The 15,694-nt window shown below is 67.6% G+C and carries 14 protein-coding genes and 1 pseudogene; 6 read left to right on the top strand and 9 right to left on the bottom strand.

Annotated elements, in window-relative coordinates:
- The first annotated feature begins 33 nt into the window (after positions 1–33).
- The gene (gene sfsA, locus ACQY9P_RS01995) at positions 34–735 is read left to right on the top strand and encodes a DNA/RNA nuclease SfsA (RefSeq protein WP_421736926.1); all 702 of its coding nucleotides are present in this window, start codon (positions 34–36) and stop codon (positions 733–735) included.
- A 9-nt stretch (positions 736–744) separates the two neighbouring features.
- On the opposite strand, the gene ACQY9P_RS02000 is transcribed toward sfsA, so the two are convergent.
- The gene (locus ACQY9P_RS02000; protein WP_421736925.1) at positions 745–2,187 is read right to left on the bottom strand and encodes a hypothetical protein; all 1,443 of its coding nucleotides are present in this window, start codon (positions 2,185–2,187) and stop codon (positions 745–747) included.
- Positions 2,188–2,523: 336 nt separating this feature from the next.
- Here ACQY9P_RS02000 and ACQY9P_RS02005 point away from each other — a divergent pair, with 336 nt between their 5' ends.
- The 5 genes from ACQY9P_RS02005 to ACQY9P_RS02025 all read left to right on the top strand — a co-directional run bounded on the left by ACQY9P_RS02005 (position 2,524) and on the right by ACQY9P_RS02025 (position 6,806).
- On the top strand, positions 2,524–2,937 hold the full coding sequence (locus ACQY9P_RS02005) for a hypothetical protein (RefSeq protein WP_421736924.1): 414 nt from the start codon (positions 2,524–2,526) through the stop codon (positions 2,935–2,937).
- A 158-nt stretch (positions 2,938–3,095) separates the two neighbouring features.
- Positions 3,096–3,926: a type I methionyl aminopeptidase gene (gene map, locus ACQY9P_RS02010; RefSeq protein ID WP_421736923.1), complete on the top strand. Its 831-nt coding sequence runs from the start codon at positions 3,096–3,098 to the stop codon at positions 3,924–3,926.
- A gap of 89 nt (positions 3,927–4,015) precedes the next feature.
- On the top strand, positions 4,016–4,729 hold the full coding sequence (gene radC, locus ACQY9P_RS02015) for a RadC family protein (RefSeq protein ID WP_421736922.1): 714 nt from the start codon (positions 4,016–4,018) through the stop codon (positions 4,727–4,729).
- Between the two features lie 85 nt (positions 4,730–4,814).
- Positions 4,815–5,414, top strand: a complete 600-nt coding sequence (locus tag ACQY9P_RS02020; RefSeq protein WP_421736921.1) for an NAD(P)H-dependent oxidoreductase — start codon at positions 4,815–4,817, stop codon at positions 5,412–5,414.
- 135 nt (positions 5,415–5,549) lie between these two features.
- Positions 5,550–6,806, top strand: coding sequence for a dipeptidase (locus tag ACQY9P_RS02025; RefSeq protein WP_421736920.1), 1,257 nt, complete (start codon positions 5,550–5,552; stop codon positions 6,804–6,806).
- 114 nt (positions 6,807–6,920) lie between these two features.
- Here the strand turns inward: ACQY9P_RS02025 and msrQ are convergent.
- The 8 genes and pseudogenes from msrQ to ACQY9P_RS02065 form a co-directional block, all read right to left on the bottom strand.
- Positions 6,921–7,686, bottom strand: a pseudogene (gene msrQ, locus ACQY9P_RS02030) (protein-methionine-sulfoxide reductase heme-binding subunit MsrQ).
- 9 nt (positions 7,687–7,695) lie between these two features.
- The gene (msrP, locus tag ACQY9P_RS02035; protein WP_421736919.1) at positions 7,696–8,616 is read right to left on the bottom strand and encodes a protein-methionine-sulfoxide reductase catalytic subunit MsrP; all 921 of its coding nucleotides are present in this window, start codon (positions 8,614–8,616) and stop codon (positions 7,696–7,698) included.
- 75 nt (positions 8,617–8,691) lie between these two features.
- Positions 8,692–9,291, bottom strand: coding sequence for a periplasmic heavy metal sensor (locus ACQY9P_RS02040; RefSeq protein WP_421736918.1), 600 nt, complete (start codon positions 9,289–9,291; stop codon positions 8,692–8,694).
- A complete protein-coding gene (locus tag ACQY9P_RS02045) occupies positions 9,288–9,719 on the bottom strand; it encodes a hypothetical protein (RefSeq protein ID WP_421736917.1) in 432 nt (143 codons plus the stop codon). The genes ACQY9P_RS02040 and ACQY9P_RS02045 overlap by 4 nt, the downstream gene beginning before the upstream one ends.
- A 4-nt stretch (positions 9,720–9,723) precedes the next feature.
- Positions 9,724–10,284 carry an RNA polymerase sigma factor gene (locus ACQY9P_RS02050; RefSeq protein ID WP_421736916.1) on the bottom strand — a complete coding sequence of 187 codons (561 nt, stop codon included), beginning with the start codon at positions 10,282–10,284 and terminating at the stop codon, positions 9,724–9,726.
- Between the two features lie 34 nt (positions 10,285–10,318).
- On the bottom strand, positions 10,319–10,741 hold the full coding sequence (locus tag ACQY9P_RS02055; protein WP_421736915.1) for an EF-hand domain-containing protein: 423 nt from the start codon (positions 10,739–10,741) through the stop codon (positions 10,319–10,321).
- Positions 10,742–10,904: 163 nt separating this feature from the next.
- On the bottom strand, positions 10,905–12,575 hold the full coding sequence (locus tag ACQY9P_RS02060; RefSeq protein WP_421736914.1) for an alkaline phosphatase family protein: 1,671 nt from the start codon (positions 12,573–12,575) through the stop codon (positions 10,905–10,907).
- A 148-nt stretch (positions 12,576–12,723) separates the two neighbouring features.
- Positions 12,724–15,606: a bifunctional [glutamine synthetase] adenylyltransferase/[glutamine synthetase]-adenylyl-L-tyrosine phosphorylase gene (locus ACQY9P_RS02065; RefSeq protein ID WP_421736913.1), complete on the bottom strand. Its 2,883-nt coding sequence runs from the start codon at positions 15,604–15,606 to the stop codon at positions 12,724–12,726.
- Positions 15,607–15,694: the final 88 nt, after the last annotated feature.

Below are 15,694 nucleotides of genomic sequence, written 5' to 3' on the forward strand. Positions count from 1 at the left end.
CCATCGTCTCTGCTGAACCGACTTAGGGCTCGCATGCTTCTCCCGCAACCGCTCGTTCGCGGCCGCCTGGTCCAGCGCTACAAGCGCTTCTTCGCCGACATGGTTCTGGACGATGGTCGGGAGATCACCGCCCACTGCCCCAACCCCGGCGCGATGCTCGGCGTCAATCTGCCGGGACAGGGCGGCTGGGTGTCGTGGTCGGACGATCCCAAGCGAAAACTGCCTTGGACTCTGCAACTGGTCGAGGCTGGCGACGCCCTGGTCGGCGTCAACACCATGCTGCCCAACAGGATTGTCACCGAGGCCCTGGCGGCGGGCGCCATACCGGAACTGACAGGCTACGCATCCATACGGCCCGAGGTGAAGTACGCCGAGGCCAGCCGCGTGGACTTCCTGTTGACGGGCCCGGACCGGCCCGACTGCTGGCTCGAGATCAAGAACGTCCACCTTTCGCGAACGCCGGGTCTGGCGGAGTTTCCCGACTGCGTGGCCGCACGGTCGACCAGGCACCTTGCCGATCTGGCGGCGCAGGTCGCGGCGGGCGATCGGGCGGTGGCGCTGTTTGTGGTGCAACGCGCCGACTGCGACGCCCTGACGGCCTGCGCCGACCTGGACCCGGCCTTCGCGAAAGGCCTGGCCCAGGCCAGCGCGGCCGGCGTGGAGGTGCTGGTCTATGCCTGCGAGGTGACCACCCAGGCCGTCACCCTGCGGCGGCGCATTCCCTGGCGCCCCTGAGCGGGCGGCCTAGCCGAAGATCAGGTCGCCGACGCCGCCGCCATTGGCGACCTGCAGGCCGGTGACCCCGGCCAGCATCACCAGGCCGTCGGCCATGTCGAGCGCGGCGTTGTAGTTCTGGTGATAGACATAGGTCGCGCCATTCCACTCGAACACGCTGTTGCTGTTGGCCGCCGTGACGCTGGCCACATAGGTCAGCACCTGCTCCAGCTTGATCCCGACCACCGCCGGCAGCACCAGATCAACCTTGGTGGCGGCCCCCAGGGACGGGAGGAAGTGGACGGAGTCAAAGCCCTTGGCGAAATCGGTGACGATCGCCGTGGGAATGATGTCCGGGACGATTCCGTGGTTGTGCAAAGGGCCAAAGCCCTCGATCTCGATCGAGTCGTAGCCGGCGCCCGTGGTGATCTGGCCGTCGGCCTTGAAGATCAGGATGGTGTCGTTGCCGGCGCCAGAGTCGATGTGGCCCGACGTCAGACCGTTGGTGACCGCGATGATGTCATTGCCGCCGCCGGTGAAGATCGTCCGACCGGCGTCCAGCCCCGCGTCCACGCCCGGGAGACTGCTGATGAGGTCATTGCCCTCGGTGGCGATGGCGTGGACGTCCGAGGCGGGCCCATCCTTGCTGACGCCGACATTCCAGTCGTGCTCGAACTTGGCGCGCGCGCCGGGCAGGCCTGGGTCATCCACGCCGCCGGGGGCATAGGCGCCGCCGGGTCGATAGGTCGCGAAGAAATCCTCGACCTGGTGCGGAGCGCCGTCGCCGGCCACGTCGCGAAGATAGTTCTGGTTGGCGACGGCGTAGGGCCCGATCCCCGCCTTCACCGCCTCGGCCAGCAGCCAGCCGACCATGGCCGCCTTGGTTCCGATGCCGTTGCCGCCGTCATGACCGATCGCGGCGAAATACTCGCCCCGCGTGAACACGCCGCCCCGTCCGTCAGGAACATCTGCGCCCAGGATATCGAAGGCCTCCTGCAGGGTCTTGGTGACGCCAAACAGCTTCTGATAGGCGTGAACGAAGGCCTGGAAGATCGAGCCGTCGCCATAGTCTGCGGCGAAATCGGCCTTGCCCTCGCCCATCGTGGCCAGGTTGACGGCGAAGTTGATGTAGCGGTTCTCCAGTGAGAACCCCTTGTAGTAGTCGGAATTGAGATTGTTCGGATTGCCGCCGGTCGGCGAGACCAGATAGGTCAATCCAGCCGCCGTCAGGCTGGTGTCGGTGATGAAGCCATAGGTCATCGACGCCACTGAGGTGGTGGTCCTGGCGGTGTCGATGATCTGGGCCAGCGCGCTGTTCAGCGTCCAGCCGAGACCGACCTGCCCGTCGCGGGCGGCGTCAATGCCATCGGCCATGATCTTCAGCTGCGCGGCGGCGTCGCTCGGCAAGGCCGCGCTCGGGGCCATCCGCTGAACGTTGCGGTAGAGCGCCGATAGGGTATCCAAGGTGGTCACGTTAAATCTCGATGTCTGAAAGGTCCCTCTGGCCGCCCCCTGAGCGACCTGTGGCCAAGCTAGAAGGCCCAACATGAACGTGGGATAACAACGCTCTGAAATCGGGGAAAATTAAATATAAGCAATGTGATGGTCACATCTGACCCCGGAATTGATCGCCGCGCCGGGTCCTCTGGAGAGAGGCGCGTCATCGCTCCGGCGCCGTCGGACGGGCGCCCGAAGCCTTAAGCGGACGAACAATCCAAGGTGGTCCGCCGCCACACATGACGGCGAATTAAGCTGCAATCGCATCGCGATCCGATACCCCTTGCCCACGATCTGGGGGAACGCCGTCACATGAAAATCTCGACCCTGGCGGCCGTGTCGCTGGCCCTGGTGCTCTGCGCCTGCGGACCTGGAGCGCACGGCCAGTCGAGCGCCGAAGCGGGTGGCAAGGAGAGCAGCCTGATGACCGCCCTGCGCGCCGTGTTCGCCTTCAAGGCCTGCACCGGCAAGCTTGAGGAAAAATTCAACCTCGGACCGATCAACGGCGTCTCGTCCAACGACATGGATCCCGTCGCGGTCGGCAAGCCCGGCGAATGGGACGTGAAGTTCACCGCCGACGTGACCGAGAAGCTGACCGGTCGTGTCAGCCGCTACAAGGGCGTCTGCCATGTCCGCCGCGACAGGCCCACCACCCTGGAGGCGGCCTTCCTGAGCGAGATCAAGCCCAGCAAGGTCGGCGGAGAGGTGCGGCGCATCACTCCCTGAGGCTGGCCGCCCAGGGCGCCATTGCGGAGATGCCCGAAGTTCACGCGGTCGGTGTGGCGCCGGGGAAGCGGTCATTGAAGATTCGTGCTATAGCACCACCTTCAGTTCACCCGCCCCGCGCCCTTCCGGATCAGGGCGGTTCCAAATCCGAGTACGCCATGACCCTTGACGACGCCCTTGAGATCGAAGCCGAGACCCGCACGGGCGCGATCAAGATCCACAAGCCGGAAGATTTCGAAGGCATGCGCCGCGCCGGCAAGCTGGCGGCCGAATGCCTGGACATGCTGATCCCGCACGTCGTGCCGGGCGTCTCGTCCGACCACCTGGACACCCTGGCCCGCGAATTCATTCTGGATCACAAGGCCGTCCCGGCCTGCCTGTACTATCGCGGCTATCCCAAGACGGTCTGCATCTCGCGCAATCACGTGGTCTGCCACGGCATTCCGGGCGACTGGAACCTGCGCGAGGGCGACATCGTCAATATCGACGTCACCGTGATCGTCGACGGCTGGCACGGCGACACGTCGCGGATGTACGGCGTGGGCGAAGTGGGCCCCCGCGCCCGTCGCCTGGTCGAGATCACCTATGAAGGCATGGCCCGCGGCCTGGCCGCCGTGAAGCCCGGCGCGACGCTGGGCGACATCGGCCACGCCATCCAGTCGTATGTCGAGGCGCAGCGCTGCAGCGTCGTGCGCGACTTCTGCGGCCACGGCCTGGGCAAGGTGTTCCACGACGCCCCCAACATCCTGCACTTTGGTCGCCCCGGTCAGGGCGCGGTGCTGAAGCCCGGCATGTTCTTCACCGTCGAGCCGATGGTGAACCTGGGCAAGCCGGCCGTGAAGGTGCTGGGCGACGGCTGGACGGCCGTGACCCGCGACAAGTCGCTGTCGGCCCAATGCGAGCACTCGATCGGCGTCACCGAGGACGGCTTCGAGATCTTCACCGGCTCGCCCGCCGGCCTGTTCCAGCCGGCGATCCTGGGCGCCTGATCCAAGATCCTCCCCCTGGCGGGGGAGGATCTGATCTAGACAACCTGAAAGTGTTAAGGCCAAATACTCGCCTCTGACTCGGGGGCGGTATGGTCAGCGCGACTTCACTCGGCTTATCGGACATGACGCCGGCCGCCCATCACCTGGGGCATCGGGAGCGACTGCGCAGCCGCGCGAAGGCCGGAGGTCTGGTCGCCCTGCCCGACTACGAACTGCTCGAGCTGTATCTCTTCCGCACGTTCGCGCGGGGCGACGTCAAGCCCAAGGCCAAGGCCCTGCTGGCGCGGTTTGGCTCGTTCGGCGCGGTGATCAGCGCCTCGATCGAAGAGCTCAAGACCGTGCCCGGCGTTGGCGAGACAGCCGCCATCGACATCAAGCTCCTGCACGAGGCCACGATGCGGGCCGGCCGCGACAAGATCGCCAAGCGGCCGGTGATCTCGTCCTGGACCGCCCTGCTGGGCTATGTCCGCGTCGCCCTGGCCAACGAGCCGCGCGAGCAGTTCCGGGTGCTGTTTCTCGACAAGAAGAATCAGCTGATCGCCGACGAGATCATGAACCACGGCACGGTCGATCACGCGCCCGTCTATCCGCGCGAGGTCATGCGGCGGGCGCTGGAGCTGTCGAGCAGCAACATCATCCTGTTGCACAACCATCCCAGCGGAGACCCCACCCCGTCGCGCCCCGACATCGACATGACCAAGCAGATCATCGAGGCCGGGCGGGCGTTGAAGATCAATGTTCACGACCATCTGGTGGTGGGACGCGAGGGCGTGGCCAGCTTCAAGGCGCTGGGGTTGATGTGAGCCTGTCATGACCTCAATCAAGCCGGCGCGCCGACAAAGGGGCTAGGATGGGTTCGCCGGAGCCTCCCGGTCCGAGGATCACGCCATGAAGCACGCCATTATTCTCGCCCATCCCAAGCCCGACAGTTTCTGCGCCTCCATCGCCCGGACGGCGCGCGAGACCCTGCTCGCACTCGGCCAGGAGGTGGCGCCGCGCGACCTCTACGCCATGGGCTTCGACCCGTGCCTGAAGGCCGACGAAATCCCGACCCCGGACGGCGTCCAGGCCCGTCCGGATGTGCTGGCCGAGCGGGATGTCATCAAGGACGTCGACAGCCTGATCTTTGTCTACCCCTTCTGGTTCAACGCGCCGCCCGCGATCCTGAAAGGCTATGTGGACCGCGTGTTCAGCATGGGCTTCGGCTATGATCCGCGGCGCGGCGGCCCCCTGCTGGAAGACAAGACCCTCGTCAGCATCTCGACCTCCGGCGCGCCCGAGCACTGGGTCAAGGACACCGGCGCGATGGAAGCCCTGATGACGCTGTTCGACCGCCACCTCTCTGGCGTCTGCGGTCTGCGCGTGCTCGACCACGTCCATCTGGGCGGCGTCGTTTCCAGCATCACCCAGGAGGCCGCCGATGACATGCTGGGCGTGGTGAGCGAACGGCTGCGCGGCGCTTTCGGCCCCGAGGACGCCCGCGTCTGAGGCAGGCCGGACCGGGGCGCCGCCGAAAGTGTCGGTAAGGCCGCCCCGCGCCGCCAGACCACGGTTGCGCTTGACCTGTCCTCGACCATCCGTGACCGTGATGTTCCAGTCCGCGTCCCATATCCCGGAGCCTTGATGTCCTATCGCCTGCTGTCCGCCCTGCTCGGCTCCGCCGCCCTGCTCGCCACCGCCGCCCACGCCGCGACGCCTCCCGCGCCCAAGCCCGCCGCTCTCAAGGAAGGCGTGTCCAAGGCCGACATGGCCGCGCATCAGAAGATGCTGATCCTCGACACCCACCTGGACACGCCCGAACACTTCGCGCGACCGGGCTGGAGCATGCTGGACGGTCACGGCGTTTCGGTCGACGGCACCCAGGTCGACCTGCCGCGCATGAAGGCCGGCGGCCTGGATGGCGGATTCTTCGTGATCTACACCGGCCAGGGCGACCTGACCGCCGAGGGCTATCGCTACGCCCGCGACTTCGCCCTCAAGCGCGCGGTGGACATCCGCGAGATGGTGGCGGCCCATCCCGACCAGTTCGAGCTGGCCTTCACGCCCGAAGACGCTGTCCGCATCAACAAGGCCGGCAAGATCTTCGCCTTCCAGAGCATCGAGAACAGTTGGCCGATGGGTGAGGACCTCACCCTGATGCAGACCTTCTACCAGGCCGGCGTGCGGATGGCCGGACCGGTCCACTTCCGCAACAACCAGTTCGCCGACAGCTCGACCGATCCCAAGGGCAAGATCTGGAACGGCTTCTCGCCGCTGGGCCTGCGCTGGATCGCCGAGGCCAACCGCCTGGGCATCCTGATCGACGTCAGCCACGCCTCCGACGACGTGGTCGACCAGGCCGTCGCCCTGTCGAAGTCGCCGATCATCGCCTCGCACTCGGGCGCGCGGGCGGTGTCGGACCATCCGCGCAATCTGGATGACAAGCACATCAAGACCATCGCCGACGGCGGCGGGGCGATCTGCATCAACTCGGTCTATCTGATCCCGCCCAAGTCCACGCCCGAGCGTGACGCCGCGCTGAAGGCCCTGGGTCGTCCGCCCCGCGACGAGGCCAGCCAGGCCGACATCGTGGCCTGGACCGCAAAGCGCGTGGCGATCGACAAGCAGTACCCGCCGGTCCGCGCCAATTTCGACATCTACATGGCCAGCATGCTGCACACCCTGAAGATCGCCGGCCCGCAGCACGTCTGCGTCGGCGCCGACTGGGACGGCGGCGGCGGTGTCGAGGGCCTGGAAGACGTGGCCGACCTGCCCAAGATCACCGCGCGCCTGAAGGCCGAGGGCTATTCCGACGCCGACATCGAGGCGATCTGGAGCGGCAATGTGCTGCGCCTGATCGGCCAGGCCCAGGCCTACGCCAAGAGCGTGGCGGCGAAGTAGATTCGGAAAATCCTCTCCCTGAAGGGAGAGGTGTCGCCGCAGGCGACGGAGAGGGAAGTCGACGGTGGCTCAGCCAGACTTCCCCCTCCGGTCGCTTCGCGACAGCCTCGCCCTTCAGGGGGAGGATCTTTTGAGCCGATCCCACACCCGCCACCCCATCAGCACCACGAACAGCGCCGCATAGATCACCGGCGGCCGGTGGTCGGCCTTCACCAGCAGGTAGTAGTGGGCCACGCCCAGCGGGACGATCAGGTAGATCAGCCAGTGCAGCCGCTGCCAGGCGGCGCGGCCCATGCGGAGGATCCAGCCGTTGGTCGAGGTCACCGCCAGCGGGATCAGCATCACGAAGGCGCCCATGCCCAGGGTGATGAAGGGCCGCTTGAGGATGTCCTTCCACAGCTGGTTGAAGTCGAAGAACAGGTCGACGCCGATATAGCTGAGCAAATGCAGCACGATGTAACTGAAGGCGAACAGGCCCACGGTCCGCCGGAACCGCACAAGGCGCGGCTGATTGAAGATCCGCGCCGCCGGAGTGATCGCCAGGCCCACCAGCAGCAGTCGCAGCCCCCAGACGCCGAGCTGGCGGATCAGCTTCTCGATCGGGTTGGCGCCCAGGTCGCCATGGAAGCCCTTCCACGCCAGCCAGGCCAGGGGCGCGAAACAGGCCAGCCAGACCAGGCCATAGACTAGGTTGTCTTGGAGCTTTGACGGGCGTTTGCGTTTGCTCATCACGCCTTCCAAACCCCGCTCTCCCCGGCGAAGGCCGGGGCCCAGATCGAACCCCTGGACATGATCGATTTGGGCTGAGGCGGAAGGCGAGTCATCCCCCGACGCTCAGGCTGAATCTGGCCCCCGGTTTTCGCCGGGGAGATCGGAATATTGAGACCCATCAGTAGAACGTCTTCAGGTCCATGCCCCGATACAGATCGGCGACATACTGGCCATAGCCGTTGAACGGCAGGGTCTCGCGGCGTCGGAACTCGCCGATCCGGCGCTCGGTGGCCTGGGACCAGCGGGGATGGTCCACGGCCGGATTGACGTTGGAATAGAAGCCGTACTCGCGGGCGGCCAGCTTGTTCCAGGCCGTGACCGGCTGCTTCTCGGTCAGGGTGATCCGCACGATCGACTTGATGCCCTTGAAACCGTATTTCCAAGGCACAACCAGCCGCAGCGGCGCGCCGTTCTGGTTGGGCAGGGTCTCGCCATACAGGCCCACCGCCATCAGGGTCAGGGGATGGGTCGCCTCGTCGATCCGCAGCCCTTCGCGATAGGGCCAGTCCAGCGTGTTCCAGCTCTGACCCGTCATTTCGGACGGCCGCATCAGGGTCTCGAAGGCGACGTACTTGGCCTTGGAGGTCGGCTTGACCGACGCGATCAGGTCCTTGAGCGGGAAGCCCACCCACGGGATCACCATCGACCAGCCCTCGACGCAGCGCATACGGTAGATGCGCTCCTCCAGCTTGTTGGCCTTGATCAGGTCGTCGATGCCGACGGTGCGGGGCGCCTCGCACTCGCCGTCGATACGCACGGTCCAGGGGCGGGTCTTCAGCTTACCGGCGTTCTCGGCGGGGTCGCCCTTGTCGACGCCGAACTCATAGAAGTTGTTGTAGCTGGTGATGTCGTCCTTCGAGGTCGGCGGCTCGGTGGTCGAAAAGCCCTTGGAAAAGCTCAGCGGCGCCGCGCCGGCGGCTCCGGCCAAACCCGCCAGCCCAAGACCCGCCGCCCCGCCGATGAACTCGCGCCGCCGCAGATACAGCCCATGGTCAGTGGTGTCGTTCTCGGTCAGGTCGGGGGCGTTGCGGATCAGCATGACGGGCTCCGGAGGCGATCTCTTGGGTGAAGATACGCACGGTCGCGCCGATTGGTTACGCCCGGGACGCGTTTTTCATCGCGGCTGGCCATTGGCCCGCGGACGCTGCGCATAGACCCGCGCCAGACCGTCCGCCAGGGCCGCTCGCTCTTCCGGCGAAAGGGTCGCCGCATAGCTTGACAGGGCGGCTTCGACATTGCCCCGCGCCTGGATGTCCAGCGCCCGGGCGGCGGCCAGACGTTTGCTGACCTCGGCGGGATCATAGGACTTGGCCTTCAGCGCCTGCAGGGCCGCCTGCCGCTCGCCCCGCGCCTGACGGGTGATCGGCTGGTTGCGCTGATTGGCCTCGCGAAGGGCCCGGCGCAGAGCTTGCCGGCTCTCCGGTGAAAGGTTCTGGCCAGCGGTCCAGAGGGGCCGACGCCCCATCTGTTCGCCCTGGACCAGGGGGTTCTCAAGCTTGGCGCGCGGCGCGGGCGGCTGTCGAAGCTGCGGCAAGACCTGCTCGGGCGACGCTTCGCCGGGAAGCGGACGCTCTGGCGGTTCAGCATAGTGCGGCGACGGCGGCGGGGGCGCCGAACGCCTCACCCAGACCACACCGGCGACGCCGCCGATCAGGAACACATTCAGCGCCGCCGAGACGATCAGGCCGATGAGCAGCGAGCGGGACAGGGTCATAGCTCGGCGGGCTCCTCGAGGGCCTCTGAAAGATCGGAGGTGAAGTCGGTGGCGATCACCGTCTCGACCTCGACAGGCGCGGCGACGGGTTGTTGATGGCCCACGGCCACGCCCACCGCGACGCCCGCGACGGCGGCGGCGGCCAGCCCGAGTCCCGCGCCCAGGCCGGCGATCCAGCGGCGCGCCGAATTGGCCGGCCGTGGCGCGGCGTTGATCAATCGGCCCAGCAGGGCGGCGCTCACCGCCCCGGCCGGCGCCAGATCCAGCAGGCGATCCAGATGCGCGGCCTCGGCCAGGACGGGGTCAAGCGTTTCCGGATGGGCGGCCAGCGCGGCGCGCGCCGCCTCGCGGCAGGCCTCGGGCCAGCGCGCGATGTCACCGCCGTGGATCTCGGCGAGCTGCGCGAACCGTTCGACGGTCATGGTCATCGCTTCATCTCCCTTGCCCCCTCAGATCGGCCAGCGACGCCTTCAACGCCCGCCGACCGCGTCCCAGAAGGCTTTCCAGCGCCTCGACGCTGATCTCCATCAGGGCGGCCGCCTCGATATTGCCCAGCCCCTGGTGATGACACAGCACGATCGCCTCGCGTTGGCGCTCCGGCAAGGCCGCGAGGGCCGCCTCGACCCGGCGCGAGAGATCCGCGCCCAGCAGCCCGGCGTCCGGGGCCGGGCCGTTGTCGATCTGCTCCGGCGGCTCGGCGGTCGCCACCTCCCGTCGACGGCGCAGGCGATCGTAGCAGAGGTTCAGCGCCACCCGGTGCAGCCAGGTGTCGAATTTCGCGCCGTCCGGCCGCCACGACCGCGCCTGTTTCCAGGCCCGCAGGAAGGTCTCCTGCGCCACATCCTCGGCCTCGCCGGCGTCGTTGAGCATGCGCCTGGCCAGGGCCAGGACGCGCGGCAGGCGTCGGTCCAGCAGCTGGCGAACGGCGGCCGGATCGCCCCGGCCCACCCCTGTCAGCAACGCCTCGTCGGGATCGCTCCCCTCGGCCGCCAAACCTCACCTCGCCGCGCGCGGACACATCAACCCGTCAGATCCCGACCTTCGCCCTGCCCGCGCCGGTCTTCAACTCCGCCATGGTCAGGGCGCCGTCATTGTCGGCGTCCATATGCTTGAAGCGGCTTTCGAGGAAACCGTCCAGCTCGGCCTTCGACACCAAGCCGTCGCTGTCGCCGTCGATCCTCGACCACATCCGCCCCGCGCCCTTGCCGGGCTTGGCGGCGTCCTCGGACTTGCCCCTGCGCATCGCGGCGAACTCGTCCTTGGACAGCTTGCCGTCCTTGTTGGCGTCGAGCCGGGCCATCATCTGCCCGCCCCGTCCGGCCTGGAATTCCGACAGGGTGACCTTGCCGTCGCCATTGGCGTCAAGCGCGGCCGCGCCCCGGGGCTGGGCCAAGCTGGGGCCGGCCAGCATGACAATCGCGGCGGCCGCGATAAGTGCGTGTTTGACCATGTGATCTGCGTCTCCAAGACGTTGAAAGCCCGTCCCATGATCCGTTGAACGGCGGGGTCCGGCATTTCCGTCGCGGATGTTCAGACTTTCGCGCGGACGATGGTCTACAGCGCCGCCCGCGCGGCAGTTCTGGCCCGAGCCAGCAGGGTGCGAAAGGCCTTCCCTATCGCGGCGTAAGCCGGTTGGGGTCGATGAACTGACGGGGAAGGCCGGGCCCCTGAAAGTAGGCCCCTAGCCAGGCGCCGCCACCGCCGTTGAACCATTCCACCCGGATGGCGTGCTTGCCGGGCTGCAGGTCGACGCCGCCATTGGCCGTGACCACGCCGTGGTCGCCGTCATTGTCGACCACCGGCTTGCCGTCGATATAAAGCTTGCTGCCGTCGTCCGAGGCCAGCGAGAAACCATAGGCCCCGGCGGCCGCGATCTGGAGGTCGCCCTCGAACACCACGGCGATGCTGTCTTCGCGGGGAAGCTTCAGGCCCGTGAGGGAGATTTCATGGGCCAGGCCGGAGGCCACGGGTTCAAGCCGGGTGAAATCAGGCAGCCGTACCGGCCCCTCCGGCAGCAGATAGACCTTGTAGGTCACGCCACGCGCGCCGGAGGTCTTGGTGTCAAGGATCCGGAAATAGCCCGTGGCCGGAACGCTGGCGGCCTTGCCCTCCACGAACAGGGAAGCGCGCACGATCGTGTTGCGCGTAATCGTGACCGGGCCGGTATAGAGCGTGGAACCGGGCGCGGGGATTGAATTGTCCAGCGTGTAGCGGACCTCGCCCTCGGGGTTGGGGTTGCGGATGGTCATCTGCACGGCTTGATCGACGAACAGCCCGCCTGCGGTCGCCGTCCCATCATTGGCCGGTTCGATTACCGGCGCGGCGTAAAAGCTGCTGGAGCGATAGGCCTGCTCCGGCGCCGTTTCGCCCTTCAGGATGGGTGTCACCGGCCGGCCCAGCCAGGCATAGGGGATCTTGGCTCCCAGCAACCAGGCGGCGGTGGCCGCGGTGTCAAAGGTGTTGATCGGCAGGTCGAGTTGGACGCCCGGCTTGATGGCCTTGCCATAGGCGATCCAGGGAATTTCCAGTTCGGCCAGGCTTTCGCCGCCGTGCCCCTTGCCCACGCCGCCATGGTCGGCGGTCACCAGGATCACCGTCTCGTCGGCGATGCCCGCATCGACGGTCGCCTGCCGGATCGCCTTGATCAGCGCATCGACCTTGGTCACGGCCTCATAGTAGCGCGGGGAGCCATGACCATAGGCATGGCCCGCATGGTCGACATCATCGAAATGCACGAACAGGAACCCGGGCTTCTTGGCCTTGATATAGGCGACAGCCAGAGCCGCGGTGTCGTCCTCGTCCTTGCCGTTGACGTCGTAGTCCACGAACCGGTGGTCGTAGAGATTGCCGAAGCCATCCCACTGATAGATCGAGCCCACCTCCAGCTGCGGTTGCTGATCGAACAGAACCTGGAAGATCGACGGGAAGAAGCCGCCGGAACCGGTCACCGAGGCGGGGAAGTTGAACTCGCCCACCTTCCAGTCATTGCTGGTGACGCCGTGCTGCTCCGGCCCCACCCCGTCGATGATGGAGGCCCAGTTGGCGCCGCTGGTGGTGGGCAGGACGCCCCGCGCATGGAGGCTCCAACTGCCGTGCTTCATCATGTCGTGCAGGGTCGGGGTCTCGGCCTTCATCACCCCATCCGGGCTGAGCGCGTCCACGCCGATGATGATCACGTGCTCGGCCTTCCGGGGCCCTGCGGCAAGGGCGCCGCTGGCGCTGGCGCTGGCCAGGCCGGCGATGAGCGCGATCGACGTTACGAGGTCGCGGATGGGGTTGGTCATGACAGGCTCCAGAAACGGGCCAGCACGCTGGACCGCGGACACCCTGCTGGAGCCGACCGTCCCTCATGATTGGTATAGACCAGTTACCACGGCACATTTGCAGTTTTGCGACTGTCGCCTTTGACGGCCCAGAAGGCCTTGGGCGCCCTCACCTCTCCGCCCGCATCACCGCCTCGAACGCCGCCCGGGCCTCGGCCTTGGCCTTGGTCAGCTTGGTCTTCAGCGTGGCGAAGGTGCGCGCCTGGCCGGCCCTGGCCAGCAGAGCCTTGAAGGCCTTGGGCTCGGCCTCGGGATCGCCGCCGTCCTCCAGCGCCACCTTGATCAGCTGCGACAGGTCCTGCTCCAGCCGCCAAGCCGCTTCCAGCGACGACAGGGCCGCATCGTCGGCCAGACCCGCCGAACGCAGGGCTGTCAGGGCCTCGCCGGTGTTCTGCGCCAGCGGGCCGCCAGCGGCCGCATGCTTGAGCTGCAGGAACTGGGCGACGAACTCGATGTCGACGAGGCCGCCGGGCGTCAGCTTCAGGTCCCAGACACCGTTGCCGGGACGCTCCTGCTCCATCAGATCGCGCATCTCCAGCACATCGGCGGCGGTCTTCACCGGATCGCGCGGACGGCGCAGGGCGGCCTCGATGGCGGCCTCGGCGCGCGCCTGGAAGGCGGGTGAGCTGGCCCACATGACCCGGGCGCGGGTCATCGCGAGCAGCTCCCAGGTCTCGGCCTCGCGGGCGTAGTAGTCCTCGAAAGCCGCGAAGCTGACCGCGACGGGGCCCTTGGTCCCGGACGGCCGCAGCTTAAGGTCCACCTCGTAGAGCGTGCCCTCGCCGGTCGGCGCCGACAGGGCCGAGGTCAAGCGCTGGGTGAAGCGAGCGTAGAAGCTGTCGGCGCTCCACGACTTGATCGACGACATCGCCGTCGGATCATCGGCTGCATACAGAGTCATCAGGTCGAGGTCCGACTTGGCCGTCATCTCGCGCGAGCCGGCCTTTCCCAGGGCCACCACAGCGACCTGCCCGGGGAAGTCGCCGCCGATGCGCACCGTCTCGGCCAGGGCGGCCGGGGCAAGGCCGCCGACGATCAGATCGCCCAGGCCGGCGAAGGCCGCCCCGACGTCGCTGGCCCCGGCCGTGCCGCTCATCACCCGCACGCCAATCCGGAAGCTCTGGTCGCGGAAGAGCCGCCGGGCGGCGTTCATCGCGCCCTCGAAGTCCTCAGGATCCCAGGAGGCGATCTCGGGGACGGCCATGGGACCGAAGAAGGCCGGATCCAGCAGGGCGTCCAGCGCCGTCGGCCGCCGGGCCAGGGTGGCGGCCAGGCGCGGAGCGAAGGCCATGACCTCGACGATCAGTTCGAACAGGCGCGGCTGGGCCAGGAACAGCGACTGGATCTGCACGCCGGAACTGAGCGAGGCGAAGAAGTCGGCGAACCGGTTGAAGGCGGTGTCGGGCGCGCCCGTGGCGTTGGCGGCGTCCAGTAGGCGCGGGGCCACGCGGGTGAACAGCTCTCGCCCGCGTTCGGTGCGGGTGGCGGCGATGTGGCCGTGGTGCCAGCCCCGGATGGTGGCGGCCACGCGTTCGGGGCTGGAAAAGCCCATCCGCTTCAGCGTGGCCAGGGTCTCCGGATCATCCTCGACGCCGGTGAAGACCAGGCTGCCAAAGCGCGAGGACAGCGCCTCCTCGCCCGCGAACAGCCGGCCATAGCGGACATTGACGCCCTTGAGGATCTTGCCGACGGCGGCGTCGAAGCCGCGCAGATTGTCGTGGTTCCACAGCGCCGCGACCCTCTTCCGGTCGACATCGGACTCCGGCAGTTTGTGGGTCTGCTCGTCGGCGATCATTTGGGCGCGGTGTTCCAGGGCCCGCAGGTCCTGATAGGCCTTGGCCAGCCAGCCCGCGTCCTCGGGCGTGACGTGGCCCGCCGCCGAAAGGGCTAGCAGGGCGTCCAGGGTGCGCGGGCCGCGCAGGTCGGTCTGGCGGCCGCCCAGGATCAGCTGCTGGGTCTGGACGAAGAACTCGATCTCGCGGATGCCGCCCCGGCCCAGCTTCAGGTCCGCGCCCTTGGCGGTCAGACGGTCGTCGACCTTGTAGGTGTGGATCTGGCGCTTGATCGAGTGGATGTCGGCGATGGCCGCGAAGTCCAGATTGCGCCGCCAGATGAAGGGCTGCAGCTCGGCCAGGAAGGCTTGCCCCTCGGCCATGTCGCCCGCCGCGATCCGCGCCTTGATGTGGGCGGCGCGCTCCCAGTTCTGGCCAACGGTCTCGTAATATTCCAGCGCCGCGTCGATCGGCATGGCCGGTGGCGTGGATGACGGATCGGGCCGCAGGCGCAGGTCGATGCGGAAGACGTAGCCGTCGGCGGTGCGCTCCTGCAGGACCCGGCCCAGATGGTTGGCGATGCGCACCGCCACGCCCTGGGGCTCGACACCCTCGGCGACGGGCAGCTTTTCGGGCGCGTAGAAGATCGAGAAATCGATGTCGCTGGAATAGTTGAGCTCGAAGGCGCCGTGCTTGCCCATGGCGATACAGAACAGGCCCGGCGCGGGGCCGGCGTCGCTGTCGCCGATGTGGGTGAGCGCGCCGCGATCGACCTCCAGCCGTACGGCCTGGGCCAGGGCGGCGCGCAAGGACGCGTCGGCGAAGCGGGTCAGGGCCCCGGTGACGGCGTCCAGGTCCCAGACGCCGCCCAGGTCGCACAGGGCGGTTAGCAGGTGCAGATCAGCCTTCAGCTCGCGCAGGGTCTTGCGGGCGGTCTCGAAGTCCGGCTCGGCGGCCACAGCGTCCGTGGCGGCCAGAATCTGGGCCAGGCGCTCGACGGGCTCGGCGTCCAGGATCAAGGGCAGTCGGGTCGCGTCACGTCGCGCCAGGCCGGCCAGATAGGGCGAGGCCGCGAAGGCCGGGGCCAGGGCGGGCCAGGCCGCCTCGACCATCTCCGCCGCCTCCCCGACCCGGCGAACTATGGCCTCATGGGCCCGTTCGGCGGCCTTCGGATCGGCGATGGGACCGCAGGGGGCGAGGCGTTCGAGCAGGCGAGTCATGACCCGCACCGTGGCCCGCCCTGACCGGCCGGGCAAGCTGCGTGCTTGACGCGCCAAATTACAGTTGTAACCATTGCAACCTGGAGAT

Source organism: Caulobacter sp. (assembly GCF_965279145.1).
Classification (GTDB): Bacteria; Pseudomonadota; Alphaproteobacteria; order Caulobacterales; family Caulobacteraceae; genus Caulobacter.